The 13,182-nt window shown below is 46.4% G+C and carries 14 protein-coding genes; 12 read left to right on the top strand and 2 right to left on the bottom strand.

What is annotated here, in order from left to right:
• Window positions 1–47: 47 nt before the first annotated feature.
• The 5 genes from sufB (at window position 48) to sufD (ending at window position 4,508) form a co-directional block, all read left to right on the top strand.
• Entirely contained in the window at window positions 48–1,496 is a 1,449-nt protein-coding gene (sufB, locus tag EOO50_RS03885; RefSeq protein WP_290838084.1) for a Fe-S cluster assembly protein SufB, read from the top strand.
• Window positions 1,497–1,531: 35 nt separating this feature from the next.
• Window positions 1,532–1,882, top strand: a complete 351-nt coding sequence (locus EOO50_RS03890; RefSeq protein WP_290838086.1) for a four helix bundle protein — start codon at window positions 1,532–1,534, stop codon at window positions 1,880–1,882.
• A 54-nt stretch (window positions 1,883–1,936) separates the two neighbouring features.
• On the top strand, window positions 1,937–2,683 hold the full coding sequence (gene sufC / locus EOO50_RS03895; protein ID WP_290838088.1) for a Fe-S cluster assembly ATPase SufC: 747 nt from the start codon (window positions 1,937–1,939) through the stop codon (window positions 2,681–2,683).
• A 96-nt stretch (window positions 2,684–2,779) separates the two neighbouring features.
• On the top strand, window positions 2,780–3,178 hold the full coding sequence (locus EOO50_RS03900) for a four helix bundle protein (protein ID WP_290838090.1): 399 nt from the start codon (window positions 2,780–2,782) through the stop codon (window positions 3,176–3,178).
• Window positions 3,179–3,191: 13 nt separating this feature from the next.
• A complete protein-coding gene (sufD, locus tag EOO50_RS03905) occupies window positions 3,192–4,508 on the top strand; it encodes a Fe-S cluster assembly protein SufD (RefSeq protein WP_290838092.1) in 1,317 nt (438 codons plus the stop codon).
• A gap of 678 nt (window positions 4,509–5,186) precedes the next feature.
• Here sufD and EOO50_RS03910 read toward each other — a convergent pair.
• Window positions 5,187–6,527, bottom strand: coding sequence for a serine hydrolase (locus tag EOO50_RS03910; protein ID WP_290838093.1), 1,341 nt, complete (start codon window positions 6,525–6,527; stop codon window positions 5,187–5,189).
• 267 nt (window positions 6,528–6,794) lie between these two features.
• On the opposite strand from EOO50_RS03910, the gene EOO50_RS03915 reads away from it, so the two are divergent.
• Genes EOO50_RS03915 through EOO50_RS03945 form a run of 7 tightly spaced genes read left to right on the top strand, consistent with a single transcriptional unit; the run spans window position 6,795 to window position 11,864 of the window.
• Window positions 6,795–7,895, top strand: coding sequence for a hypothetical protein (locus EOO50_RS03915; RefSeq protein ID WP_290838095.1), 1,101 nt, complete (start codon window positions 6,795–6,797; stop codon window positions 7,893–7,895).
• A gap of 55 nt (window positions 7,896–7,950) precedes the next feature.
• Complete coding sequence (locus tag EOO50_RS03920) at window positions 7,951–9,165, top strand: cysteine desulfurase (protein WP_290838097.1); 1,215 nt, start codon at window positions 7,951–7,953, stop codon at window positions 9,163–9,165.
• An 11-nt stretch (window positions 9,166–9,176) separates the two neighbouring features.
• Entirely contained in the window at window positions 9,177–9,614 is a 438-nt protein-coding gene (locus EOO50_RS03925) for a hypothetical protein (RefSeq protein WP_290838099.1), read from the top strand.
• Window positions 9,611–10,036, top strand: coding sequence for a SufE family protein (locus tag EOO50_RS03930; RefSeq protein ID WP_290838101.1), 426 nt, complete (start codon window positions 9,611–9,613; stop codon window positions 10,034–10,036). Before EOO50_RS03925 ends, EOO50_RS03930 begins: the two co-directional genes overlap by 4 nt.
• Window positions 10,037–10,038: 2 nt before the next feature.
• Entirely contained in the window at window positions 10,039–10,362 is a 324-nt protein-coding gene (locus EOO50_RS03935; RefSeq protein WP_290838103.1) for an SUF system Fe-S cluster assembly protein, read from the top strand.
• Between the two features lie 55 nt (window positions 10,363–10,417).
• On the top strand, window positions 10,418–10,927 hold the full coding sequence (locus EOO50_RS03940; protein WP_290838105.1) for a DUF2480 family protein: 510 nt from the start codon (window positions 10,418–10,420) through the stop codon (window positions 10,925–10,927).
• A 55-nt stretch (window positions 10,928–10,982) separates the two neighbouring features.
• Window positions 10,983–11,864 (top strand): DUF3078 domain-containing protein, encoded by an 882-nt coding sequence (locus EOO50_RS03945; protein WP_290838107.1) that lies wholly within the window; start codon window positions 10,983–10,985, stop codon window positions 11,862–11,864.
• 48 nt (window positions 11,865–11,912) lie between these two features.
• Here EOO50_RS03945 and hflX read toward each other — a convergent pair whose 3' ends face one another.
• On the bottom strand, window positions 11,913–13,139 hold the full coding sequence (gene hflX / locus EOO50_RS03950; RefSeq protein ID WP_290838109.1) for a GTPase HflX: 1,227 nt from the start codon (window positions 13,137–13,139) through the stop codon (window positions 11,913–11,915).
• Window positions 13,140–13,182: the final 43 nt, after the last annotated feature.

Genomic DNA, 13,182 nt, shown 5'->3' on the forward strand with positions numbered 1-13,182 from the left:
ACTTTACTCGAAAGTCCTTCGTCATTAATCATTCAGACATTAGTCATATGAGCAAATACACCGAAGACGACCTCAAAGTCGAACTCGAAAACAAAGAATACGAATACGGATTTTACACCGACATCGAATCGGATACGTTTCCTATCGGCCTAAATGAAGACATCGTGCGCGCGATTTCCCTCAAAAAGGAAGAACCGCAATGGATGACCGACTGGCGTATCGAAGCGTTCCGCGCGTGGAAGGAAATGATCGAACCGGAATGGGCGAACGTGCATTACGAAAAACCTGATTTCCAGGCGATTTCTTATTATTCGGCTCCCAAAAAAGTCGATCCGACGAAAACCCTGGACGACGTCGATCCTGAATTGCTCGCGATGTACAAGAAGCTCGGCATTTCTATCGACGAACAGAAGATCATGAACAATGTCGCAATGGATATCGTCGTGGATTCGGTATCGGTGGCGACGACTTTCAAGAAGACGTTGTCAGAGAAAGGCATTATTTTTTGCCCGATTTCTGAAGCGATAAAGGAACATCCGGAACTCGTTAAGAAATATCTCGGCACGGTCGTTCCGCAGAAAGATAATTTTTATGCGGCGTTGAACTCGGCGGTTTTTAGTGATGGTTCGTTCTGCTATATCCCGAAAGGCGTTCGTTGCCCGATGGAACTGTCCACTTATTTCCGAATCAATCAAGCCGGCACGGGTCAATTCGAAAGAACGCTCGTCATCGCCGACGAAGACAGCTATGTTTCCTACCTCGAAGGTTGTACCGCGCCAAGCCGTGACGAGAACCAATTGCACGCTGCCGTTGTGGAACTCATCGCGATGGACGGAGCCGAAATCAAATATTCGACCGTACAAAACTGGTATCCCGGAAACAAGGAAGGTAAGGGCGGCGTCTACAATTTCGTGACCAAACGCGGATTGTGCGAGAAGAACGCGAAGATTTCCTGGACGCAGGTTGAAACAGGTTCGGCCGTGACTTGGAAATATCCGAGTTGTGTTTTGAAAGGCGACAACTCTGTAGGGGAATTCTACTCGATCGCCGTGACGAACAACTATCAGCAAGCCGACACCGGAACCAAAATGATCCATTTGGGCAAAAATACCAAGTCGACGATCATCTCGAAAGGTATTTCAGCCGGAAAATCACAGAACAGCTACCGGGGCTTGGTGCAGATTTCATCGAGAGCCGACAACGCGCGCAATTTCTCTCAGTGTGATTCACTGTTGATGGGAAATAATTGCGGCGCGCATACATTTCCATATATCGAATCGAACAATCCGTCGGCGAAAATTGAACACGAGGCCACGACGTCGAAAATCGGTGAAGACCAGGTTTTTTACTGTAATCAAAGAGGAATTCCTACTGAGAAAGCGATTGCGCTGATTGTAAACGGATTCAGCAAGGACGTTTTGAATAAGCTTCCGATGGAATTCGCCGTGGAAGCGCAGAAGTTGTTGGAGATTTCGTTGGAAGGAAGCGTCGGATAAATAATTTGAAAATTGGATAATTTGAAAATTTGAAAATGGAGAGCAAAGACAATGTGATCGTTAAAATGACATTCCAGTTCGCGCTCGAAATAATCAAGTATTCAGAGGAATTGCAAGAGAACAAAAAGTTTGTGATTTCGAATCAGTTACTAAAGTCGGGAACGTCTATCGGAGCGAATATCCGAGAAGCGCAAAACGCTGAAAGCAAGGCTGACTTTATCCATAAATTTAAAATTGCAGCAAAGGAAATCGAAGAAACATTCTACTGGTTGGAGTTGTGTAAATTTTCTGAAAATTTTCCATCGGTAAAAGATTTAATCACTCAGCTAGACAATATTTCAAGAATAGTAAACAAGATTATAATTACATCTAAAAATAAAATTTGAAACAGGAAACGTTACCAATTTCCAAATTTTCAAATTTTCAAATTTCCAAATTAAATGCTAGAAGTAAAAAACTTACACGCCAAAGTCGAAGACAAAGACATCCTAAAAGGGATCAATCTCACTGTAAAAGCGGGCGAAGTACATGCGATCATGGGGCCGAACGGTTCCGGGAAATCGACGCTATCGGCCGTAATTGCCGGCAACGAGCACTACGAGATGACCGAAGGCGAGATTTTGCTCGACGGAGAAGACATCACCGAATTGGCGCCAGAAGAACGCGCTCACAAAGGCGTTTTTCTCTCGTTCCAATATCCCGTTGAAATCCCCGGAGTTTCGGTGACGAACTTCATGAAAACGGCCATCAACGAATCCCGCAAGGCGAAAGGACTTGAGGAAATGCCAGCGAATGAAATGCTCAAATCGATCCGCGAAAAGTCGGAACTTTTGGAAATCGACCGCAAATTCTTGTCGCGCTCGTTGAATGAAGGATTTTCAGGCGGTGAGAAAAAACGCAACGAAATCTTCCAGATGGCGATGCTCGAACCCAAACTCGCGATTCTCGATGAAACCGATTCAGGTCTCGATATCGACGCGCTCAGAATCGTCGCGAATGGCGTAAACAAATTGAAGTCTGAAAACAATGCAATCATCGTGATTACGCACTATCAGCGCCTTTTGGATTATATCGTTCCTGATTTCGTACACGTTTTGTACCAAGGAAAAATCGTAAAGTCAGGCGGGAAAGAGCTTGCGTACGAATTGGAAGAAAAAGGTTACGATTGGATTAAAGCTGAAAATTAGTCAATTAGACAAATGACTAAAGACGAATGACGAAGGACTTGAGCTGGGTGTTATTCAAGACTATCTTATATAAGCCACAATCAATAATTACACGCCATGAAAAAATTCAATTCATTTGAACAAATCGTCGCTTGGCGAAAGGCGCGGGAACTCAACAAGAAGATTTATTTGTTGACGGGACAGGAGGATTCTTTTGCCAGGGATTTCGATTTAAAAAGACAAATTAGAAGAGCAGCGGTTTCAGTGTCATCGAACATTGCCGAGGGTTACGAGAGAAATACAGACAAAGAATTCGTCTATTTTTTATTTGTGGCTAAAGCCTCGGCAGGAGAGGTTCGATCGCAACTTTACCTTGCTTACGATCTAAAATATATATCAGAAAACGACTTTCACGAAATTTTCAGGAGAGTTACAGATGTTTCCCGCTTAATCGCGGGATTAATAAAATTTTTATCAAAGGCACAAGCGAATAGTCCTTCAGACATTCGTCATTAGTCTTTCGTCAATTATGGAACTAAAAGAAAAACTCATATCATCATTCATGGCCTTCGAGGAGCAAATCGACACCGACACCGATTTGCACGATGTCCGCACGAACGCGCTTAAAAACTTCGAAGACAAAGGTTTTCCGACGAAAAAATTGGAAGCCTGGAAATACACATCGTTGAATTCGGTGCTTAAAAAAGACTTCACGGTTTTCCCGAAAACGGAATCGGCATTGAGTTTCGCCGACGTGAAAAAGTATTTCCTGCACGAAATCGACACGTATAAAGTCGTCTTCATCGACGGTGTTTTCAGCTCGTTTTTGAGTTCGACGACGCACGAAGGCCTGGACGTTTGCCTGATGTCGTCGGCGCTTACGAAACCGAAATACAAAATGATCATCGACGAGTATTTCAACAAAATCGCATCAAAAGATGAAAGTCTGACGACGTTGAACACAGCGTTCGCCAAGGAAGGCGCGTTTATCAACATCCCGCGAAGCAAAGTCGCCGATAGGCCAATCGAAATCATGTATTTCTCCACGGGAAGCGAAGCCGCTTTGATGGTGCAACCCAGAAGTTTGATCATCGCGGGCGAAAATTCGCATGTGCAGATCATCGAACGCCACCAAAGTTTGTCTGAAAATGCGGTCTTGACGAATGCCGTCACCGAAATTTTCGCGAAGAAACGCGCAATCGTCGATTATTACAAGATCCAAAATGACGACAACAACGCGTCGTTGGTTGACAATACCTACATTTCGCAGAAGGACATGAGCACCGTGAAAGTGCACACGTTCTCGTTCGGCGGAAATATCACGCGCAACAATTTGAACTTTTTCCACGAAGGCGAACACATCGATTCGACGTTAAAAGGCATTACTATTTTGGATGGAAAACAACACGTCGACCATCACACTTTAGTGCAGCACGCGACGCCAAATTGCGAATCGCACCAGAATTACAAAGGAATTTTCGCCGACAAATCGACCGGGGTTTTCAACGGAAAGATCTATGTCGAGAGAGAAGCGCAAAAAACCGACGCGTTCCAACAGAACAACAATATTCTATTATCGGACAAAGCCACGATCAACGCCAAACCGCAACTCGAAATTTTCGCCGACGACGTGAAATGCTCGCACGGTTGTACGATCGGCCAGCTCGACGAGAAAGCGATGTTCTACATGCAATCGCGCGGCATTCCACAAAAAGAAGCCAAGGCACTTTTGATGTACGCGTTCTCGAATGAAGTCATCGAAAGCATTAAAATTCCGGAATTGAAAGCAAGGATCAACAAGATTATTGCGATGAAATTGGGCGTGAATATGGGGTTTGATTTGTAGACGGAATTGAAAGACAAAGGACAGGCGAAAGGATAAACCGGACGCTTTTTTTTGACGAAAGACGAAAGACGAAAGATTAAGGACAGGCGAAAGGGTAAACCGGACGCCTTTTTTTAGACGAATGACAAAAGACAAAGGACAGGCAAAACGGTAATCGAACGCCTGTCTTTTTATTTATGGAATGAGGTCAGTCCCAAATTAACGACATCAAAATCCTTAGTCATTTGTCTTTCGTCTACCATTTTTCCCGAAAGTTGCGTAACAAGTCAAAACGCCATCCCAACGAGGTCAAAGTCCTTCGTCTTTCGTCATTAGTCTTTCGTCAAACATTTTTTCCGAAAGTTGTGTAAGAAGTCAAAACGCCATCCCAACAAGGTCAAAGTCCTTCGTCCTTCGTCTTTCGTCTTTCGTCTTTCGTCTACCATTTTTCCCGAAAGTTGCGTAACAAGTCAAAACGCCATTCCAACGAGGTCAAAGTCTTTCGTCTTTCGTCTTTCGTCAAACATTTTTCCCGAAAGTTGCGTAACAAGTCAAAACGCCATCCCAACGAAGTCAAAGTCCTTCGTCTTTCGTCCTTCGTCTTTCGTCAAACATTTTTCCCGAAAGTTACATAAGAAGTCAAAACGCCATCCCAACGAGGTCAAAGTCCTTCGTCTTTCGTCATTAGTCATTCGTCTTCTACTTCACGCTTCCAACAACTCCGCTCACAAATCTATTGAAATCAAATTTCTTATCTTCAGTCAATCCCAATCGCACGATCACCAGATCTTTTGACGGAATAATGAATACTTTCTGTCCCTGGAAACCGTTCGCCGAATACATATCGCGAGGCGCGTCCGGGAAATAACCGCCGCGATTTAACCAGAAATGCCCGCCGTACCGACCATTCGAGCCTTTGGTAGGTTTGGTTACGAAATCGACCCATTTCTCGTCGAACAAACGGTCGCCGTTCCAATTTCCTTTGTGCAAATACAACAGACCGAACTTCGCCCAATCGCGCGTCGTCGCCCATCCGTAGCTTGATCCGACGAAATTTCCGCTCATATCGGTTTCAATGAACATCGATTTCATCCCAATGCGATCGATCAACGCCGCATACCAAAAATCCAGATATTGCTGATGCGTCTTGAACTGCTTTCGCAAAATCCCCGACAGCAAATTGCTCGTCCCCGACGAATAATTCCAATGCTCGCCCGGATCGAAAAGCGCCGGTTTTTCTAGTTGGACGCGCGTCATGTCTTTCGCCAAAAACAACATCTTGGTCGCATCGCTGATCGTCTCGTAATCTTCTTCCCATTCCAGACCGCTGTTCATGTTAAGCAGATCGGCGATCGTGATATTGGCGCGTTTGTCGTTTTTCCATTCCGGAATCGGTGCTTTGCTCCCGATATCGAGCCGTTTTTGATAGTCGAGAATCCCGAACAGCGTTCCCGTAATGCTTTTGGTCATCGACCAACCCAAAAGTTTCGAATCTTTTGAGAACCCGTCGGCGTATTTTTCGGCGATGATGACGTCTTTATAAATTACGAGAACCGCGCGCGTACGTTTATCCTTGAGAATGTCCCTATCGAACGCAGCGTCAACCGCGATTCGCAATTTTTTATAATCGATATTTGAAAAAACCGTGTCTTTTTGAGGCAAGTCGCCATATGGAAATGGCAAATTCGTAAGCGTCAAATTGCGTTTCGGGACTTCGTACGGTGCCGATTCGTCAAAATTATCATCGATCAACGTTGCGCCCAAACCGTCGCGCCAAATGGCCTTTCGCGTTTTTAGGCCAAACACGTTCGAGCTTGCCGATTTCGTCTTTTTATCGAACGAATTCGTCGCCAGATCAACCATTGGAATGTCGTTATCGCCATCTTCGATCATCTGCAAGGAACGTCCGTCGGCGAAATGGCTTGAAGCAACATTTTTCGCCGCGAAACCTGAAATCAAATTGAGTTTCGGGTAATTCCACGCGACGACGCTAAAAACAATCGCAAAAAACGCCAGCAGAAACCAATATCTTTTCTTCATATTGTAAAAATAACGATGTGGAGCATTTTCCCGCTCGCCGCTTTTAGCTTTTTTGAAAAATAAGGGTTTTGCAGTCGCTTCGGCGAGCTTCCTGCGGTCGCTGCCGCTTCGCCGCAAAACCGCCTATTTCCCTAAAAAAGGCTAACCGCTATGATCGGGGCTAGGGCAATCAGCCAAAAACACGTTCCGATTCATCCAAAACGCAACAAATCGAACTCCGAAAGACGACGCGCGTGATATTTTTGGCACACACAAATAAAAACAAAAATGAAAAAATTAGTGATAATCGCGACCGTCGCACTGGCCATTTCGGGTTGTTCATCCAAAAACGAGAAAGGCGAAACGACCTCGATCTTCGGATCCTCGGAAATTGAGAAACCCGTCGAAGACGAAGGAAGTTCTCAAATCATCGGCCACCCGATGATCGACAACAAACAGCAACTCATGGGAACGGTGCCGTTGCCCGCTAACTGGAAATTGCACAACGAACCTGGAAAAGCGGCGTTCACGGGACCCGGCGGAATTTTCGTCTACAACATGCCAGCCCAAAGTTTCATGTACACGAACGATCCGTATTCGGCTCAGGCGTACCAACAGAACGGCGGGAAATTGCGTCAGTTTACGTCGGCCGCCGACATCGTGAAACAGGATTTGGTTCCCATATTCCAACGCGACGGATCGAAACTCATAAACGTGACCGAGATGCCGAACATCGCGCGCGTCGACGAAAGCGTGAGCAATATGCTGTACACGATCGGCACGCCACAAAAACGCTACGAATCGGTCGTGAGCGACTGGGAAGACAAAGACGGAAATCCATTCGCCGTAATCGTGCATCTCAACGGAATGGTCATCGGGAACGCGACGATGTGGAGTTATTACTGCCACGGTTTGAACGCGCCCAAGGACAAGTACGAAGCGGCGAAGGAAACGCTTTTGTACGGTTTGGCGAACATCGCATACAATCCGCGCTATTTCGATTCTTACAATCAGAACGAAATGAACAAGGAAAGCCAAAGTTGGGCGATCCACAACCAAAAAATGCGCAACCAGCAGCAACAATTCGACGCCCAACAGGCCGCGCACAAAGAGAAATGGAGCGCGATAAACGACGCGAGCATGGCGAGTTACAACGCGAGAAACGCGGCGTCTGACAAGAACCAAAACCGTTTCCTGAATTACATAAAAGACGAAAACACGGTCGTAAATCCCAACGACGGCAAGCGCTACCAAGTGCAATCCGGATCAAATCAATATTACATGGATGCGAACGGCCAATACATCGGCACGAACGATCCGAATTACGACCCGAACCGCGACCCAAACAACAACAACGGAACCTGGCAAGAAGCCCCGACAACCGACTGATTTGCCTTAACACAACATTGTCAATTTAACGCGCGGTATTTCGTACTTTTGCGTCATGTTTGACATCACTCAAATCCGCGCGCAGTTCCCGATCCTCGAGCAAAAGGTGAACGGGAAACCGTTGGTCTATTTCGACAACGCCGCGACATCGCAAAAACCACAGGTCGTGCTTGACGCGATCACGAAATATTATTCTGAGATCAACGCCAATATTCACCGCGGCGTCCACAAACTCAGCCAACTCGCGACCGATGCCTACGAGCAATCGCGCGAGAAGATCCGCGCGCATATCAATGCGAAAGACGCTTTCGAGGTCTTGTTCACTTCGGGAACGACGCATGGCGTGAATCTCGTCGCGAATGGTTTCGCTTCGATCCTGAAGTCCGGCGATGAGGTTGTTGTTTCGGCACTCGAACATCACAGCAATATCGTGCCTTGGCAAATGTTGTGTGAGAAAACAGGCGCGATTTTAAAAGTAATCCCGATGAACGAATCGGGCGAGCTTGTGATGGACGAATACGTAAGATTGTTGTCGGAAAAGACAAAGATCGTCACCGTCAACCACATTTCGAACGCACTCGGCACGATCAATCCCATAAAATTCATCATCGACAAGGCGCACGAATTCGGAGCTGCGGTTTTCATCGACGGCGCCCAGGCTTCGCCACATCTGCAACCTGACGTGCAAGCGCTCGATTGCGATTTCTATGCGTTTTCAGGACACAAGATGTGCGGCCCGACGGGAACAGGAATTTTGTACGGGAAACAAGCGTGGCTCGACAAATTGCCGCCGTACCAAGGCGGAGGCGAAATGATCAGGGAAGTCACGTTCGAGAAAACCACATACGCCGATCTGCCGCATAAATTCGAAGCTGGAACGCCGAATATCGCGGGCGGAATCGTGTTGGGAACCGCGATCGATTATTTACATTCCGTGGGATTTGAAAACATCCAACGACAGGAAATGGAATTGCTCGATTACGGCACGAAGAAACTTTCGGAAATTGAAGGTTTGCGGATTTTCGGAACGGCGAAAGAAAAAACTTCGGTAATTTCGTTCAATCTCGACGGCGTGCATCCGTACGACGTGGGCGCGATCACCGACAAAATGGGAATCGCCGTAAGAACAGGACATCATTGCGCCCAACCGATCATGGCGAATTTCGGGATTCCGGGCACGGTTCGCGCGTCTTTCGCGTTTTACAATACGACTGAAGAAATTGACAAGCTGGCCGAGGCGGTGCGAAAAGCCCAACTCATGCTCGCATAAAACACATCGATATGAAATTTTTAAGCCTGATTTTTTTGACGGTTCTGCTTGGTAAAGGTTGCGATAGCGCGCAAGAGCAGGATTTGGCCAACGCGGTTGTTGAGTATTCGGCGAACACGCGCGGTTTTTTCTACAAGATCACGATACAAAACAAGAAAGTCGAAATCACGAGAGACCGACGTGGGCAAAACAAACCCGCGACACTCACGATGAGCGACGCCGATTGGAACGAATTGGTCGCTGAGTTCAAAACGGTAAACCTCGACGGTCTTTCTACGTTGAAAGCGCCGACCGAGTTGCGTTTCCACGACGGAGCCGCGATGGCGAATCTCAAAGTCACGTACAAGGAAAAAGAATACACGTCGAGCGAATTCGACGACGGGCATCCGCCTGCCGAAATCGAAAAACTCGTCAATAGAATCACCAAATACAAGCCTACGAGAGAATGACGATAAAAGAAATCCAGGACGAGATCGTCGACGAGTTCTCTATGTTTGACGACGAGAATTGGGACGAGCGTTACCAATACCTGATCGATTTGGGGAAATCGCTTCCACTCATCGATGAGCAATACAAAACCGAGGACAACATCATAAAAGGCTGCCAGTCCAAAGTGTGGCTTCATGCCGAAAACGACGGCGGCACGATAAGTTTCACCGCCGATTCGGATGCGATTTTGACGAAAGGTCTTATCGCGATTTTGATCCGCACTTTTTCAGGCCAGAAATCGTCGGACATATTGGAAGCCGACACAAAATTCATCGACGAGATCGGGCTCAAGGAACATTTGTCGCCAACACGTGCAAACGGCTTGGTATCGATGATCAAACAAATCAAAATGTACGCACTGGCATTCCAGTCGCAACAATAATTATGGAAACAGAAATGGACACAGCCGAACTCGGCGAACAAATAGTAAAGACGCTTAAAGGCATTTACGACCCTGAAATCCCCGTCGACATCTACGAACTCGGATTAATCTACGACGTCATGGTAAACACCGACAACGAAGTGAAAATCCTCATGACGCTTACGTCTCCAAACTGTCCGGTGGCCGAAAGTTTGCCCAGGGAAGTCGAGGAAAAAATCACGAAAATCGACGGTGTCGTTTCGACCGAAGTTGAGATTACGTTTGATCCGCCGTGGAGCAAGGATTTGATGAGCGAGGAAGCGAAACTCGAACTTGGCATGCTTTGATTTTTATTTAAAATTTAAAGTTTAGCGTTGCGTATGTAATGTTTACGAGTAAAGTATGGAAAGCGAAGAAATAGTCAACCGCGTTGCGCAGAGCGTGCTCGAAGTGTTCGATCTTGAGGATTATTATCCTGCAGGACGCCGCATCGAACTCGATTTGTCGCAGTGGCTTTTGGAGGGTTTTTTATTGCGTGAGAAAGACTTTCGCGAGTCGTTGAAAAATCACGATTGGAGCCAATATCAGGGCGCGTACGTCGCGGTGTATTGCAGCACCGACGCGATTCTCCCGGCTTGGGCGTCGGTTTTGGTAACGATGCATTTGGCGCCGTTTGCCAAGAAAGTCGTTTCAGGGAAAATCGAGGATATGGATACGGCTTTGTATGAGGAAATTCTTTCCAAGATCGATTATTCGGTTTATGAGAACAAGCCCGTCATTATAAAAGGTTGTTCCAAAAAGCCGGTTCCGATGGGCGCTTACGTACTTGCGGCCCAAAAACTTCAACCCGTCGCAAAAAGCATCATGTACGGAGAAGCGTGCTCGGCCGTGCCGCTTTACAAGCGCAAATAACTGAATTTGTTAAAATAGTATGGTATATTTGTCTTACACAAAAAGTAAGACAAACATGAAAAAATCTGTACTTTGGCTGTTGTTCTTTATGGGCGCGGCCGCTGTTCATGCGCAGGATTCGACCGCGGTTGCGACCGATACCATCAGTCCATGGACAACCAAAGGAAATGCGTCGTTCTTATTCAATCAATCCACTTTCGACAATTGGGTTGCGGGAGGCGAGAACAACATTTCAGGAAACGTCGGCGTGAATTATGACGTCAATTACAAAAAAGGCGATTGGGAATGGGACAACAAGTTCATCGCGTCTTATGGATTGGTAAAAACCAAGACAAGTTCTTTCGCAAAGAAAACCGATGACCGACTCGAAATCAACTCGTTACTCGGTAAGAAAATCACAGGAAATTGGTACTATTCGTTTTTCATGAACTTCAAGACGCAGTTCACGAAAGGTTATCAGTACGACAAAGATCCGAACGGTGTTGAAATCAGGACCGAATATACCGATTTCTTCTCACCGGCTTATCTTTCATTCGGGCCCGGTATCGCTTACAAACCAAGTGAAAACCTCAAGTTCAACTTATCTCCGGCCGCATCGAAACTCACTTTCGTCGACGCCGGGAGAACGCTGCCTGACGAAGCGTATTTTGGCGTGACCGAAGGCAAAAGCGTTCGCTACGAACTGGGAGCCAACTTTTCAGGTTACTACAAATTCGTATTGTTGGCGAACGTTTCGGTCGAAAACATCCTGAACCTGTACAGCAATTACCTCGAAGATCCACAAAACGTCGATTTGGATTACCAATTGAATGTGGTCTTGAAAGTCAACAAATGGCTTACGACGAACATCATGTTCCAGACGATTTACGACGACAACGCGTTCCAGGGATTCCAGATCCGACAGGTTTTTGGAGTCGCTATAAATTACGGTTTCTAAACGATCCGATATAAAAAAAGCCTCCATTTTCGGAGGCTTTTTTATTTCTTAATCTTCTTTTTCTTCGGCGTCCTTATAATCAGGATACAGGAAGTTGTTGTACGGGAATCGCGCCGTATGGATTTTGCGTACGGCTTCGTAAACCGTTTCGCGGAATTCTTCGAAATTCTCTTTTTCGGTGGCCGAAATAAACAAAGCGTTCTTCTCGCCGACGTTGTGCATCCACGTGTTTTTCCACTCTTCGAGCGTGTTGTGGCGTTTGGTTTTCTCGGTAATCAGGTCGTCGTGATCGATCGTGAGATGCTTGTACGCATCAATCTTGTTAAACACCATGATCGTAGGTTTATCGTCGCTTTTGATGTCTTTGAGGATTTGATTCACCGACGCGATGTGATCCTCGAATTCGGGATGCGAGATATCGACGACATGCAACAGCAAATCGGCCTCGCGAACTTCATCGAGCGTACTTTTGAACGATTCGACGAGTTGGGTCGGCAATTTTCGGATAAAACCAACCGTATCTGACAACAGGAACGGTAAATTCTTGATGACGACTTTGCGGACCGTCGTGTCCAACGTCGCAAACAATTTATTCTCAACGAATACGTCGCTTTTTCCGATCGCGTTCATCAACGTCGATTTTCCCACGTTCGTATACCCGACGAGCGCCACGCGAACCATTGCGCCGCGATTGCCGCGTTGGATTGACATTTGCTTGTCGATGACTTTGATTTTTTCTTTTAGGAGCGCGATTCGGTCACGCACGATGCGTCGGTCAGTCTCGATTTCAGTCTCGCCCGGTCCGCGCATCCCGATTCCACCTTTTTGGCGTTCCAGGTGCGTCCACATTCCTGAAAGTCTCGGCAACAAATATTGGCACTGGGCGAGTTCGACCTGAGTTCTGGCGTACGACGTTTCGGCTCGTTGGGCGAAAATGTCGAGAATCAAATTGGTTCGGTCGAGGACTTTCGCCGTGATTATTTTCGAGATGTTTTTTTGTTGTGAAGGCGAGAGTTCGTCATCGAAGATTACCGTATCAATTTTGTGCTCGATTATGTATTCGCGGATTTCTTCCATTTTTCCCGTCCCGACGAAAGTCGTAGGATTGGGTTTGTCCATTTTTTGTGAAAATCGCTTGACGACATTGCCGCCCGCCGTCAACGTGAGGAATTCAAGCTCGTCGAGATATTCATTCAATTTGTCTTCGGGCTGGTTTTGCGTGACGATGCCGACGATTACGGTTTTCTCAAAATTCAGGTCCTGTTTTTCTAGCATTATAAATATTTTGTTAGCAAAAATAAGCATTAAAAGGCTTAGG

Origin of the sequence: Flavobacterium sp., assembly GCF_004211145.1 — a bacterium.
Classification (GTDB): domain Bacteria; phylum Bacteroidota; class Bacteroidia; order Flavobacteriales; family Flavobacteriaceae; genus Flavobacterium.

Bases quoted from the DNA above. Each gene is read 5' to 3' on its own strand.
- sufB (WP_290838084.1), top strand. From the start codon at position 48: ATGAGCAAATACACCGAAGACGACCTCAAAGTCGAACTCGAAAACAAA.
- EOO50_RS03890 (WP_290838086.1), top strand. From the start codon at position 1,532: ATGGAGAGCAAAGACAATGTGATCGTTAAAATGACATTCCAGTTCGCG.
- sufC (WP_290838088.1), top strand. From the start codon at position 1,937: ATGCTAGAAGTAAAAAACTTACACGCCAAAGTCGAAGACAAAGACATC.
- EOO50_RS03900 (WP_290838090.1), top strand. From the start codon at position 2,780: ATGAAAAAATTCAATTCATTTGAACAAATCGTCGCTTGGCGAAAGGCG.
- sufD (WP_290838092.1), top strand. From the start codon at position 3,192: ATGGAACTAAAAGAAAAACTCATATCATCATTCATGGCCTTCGAGGAG.
- EOO50_RS03910 (WP_290838093.1), bottom strand. From the start codon at position 6,527: ATGAAGAAAAGATATTGGTTTCTGCTGGCGTTTTTTGCGATTGTTTTT.
- EOO50_RS03915 (WP_290838095.1), top strand. From the start codon at position 6,795: ATGAAAAAATTAGTGATAATCGCGACCGTCGCACTGGCCATTTCGGGT.
- EOO50_RS03920 (WP_290838097.1), top strand. From the start codon at position 7,951: ATGTTTGACATCACTCAAATCCGCGCGCAGTTCCCGATCCTCGAGCAA.
- EOO50_RS03925 (WP_290838099.1), top strand. From the start codon at position 9,177: ATGAAATTTTTAAGCCTGATTTTTTTGACGGTTCTGCTTGGTAAAGGT.
- EOO50_RS03930 (WP_290838101.1), top strand. From the start codon at position 9,611: ATGACGATAAAAGAAATCCAGGACGAGATCGTCGACGAGTTCTCTATG.
- EOO50_RS03935 (WP_290838103.1), top strand. From the start codon at position 10,039: ATGGAAACAGAAATGGACACAGCCGAACTCGGCGAACAAATAGTAAAG.
- EOO50_RS03940 (WP_290838105.1), top strand. From the start codon at position 10,418: ATGGAAAGCGAAGAAATAGTCAACCGCGTTGCGCAGAGCGTGCTCGAA.
- EOO50_RS03945 (WP_290838107.1), top strand. From the start codon at position 10,983: ATGAAAAAATCTGTACTTTGGCTGTTGTTCTTTATGGGCGCGGCCGCT.
- hflX (WP_290838109.1), bottom strand. From the start codon at position 13,139: ATGCTAGAAAAACAGGACCTGAATTTTGAGAAAACCGTAATCGTCGGC.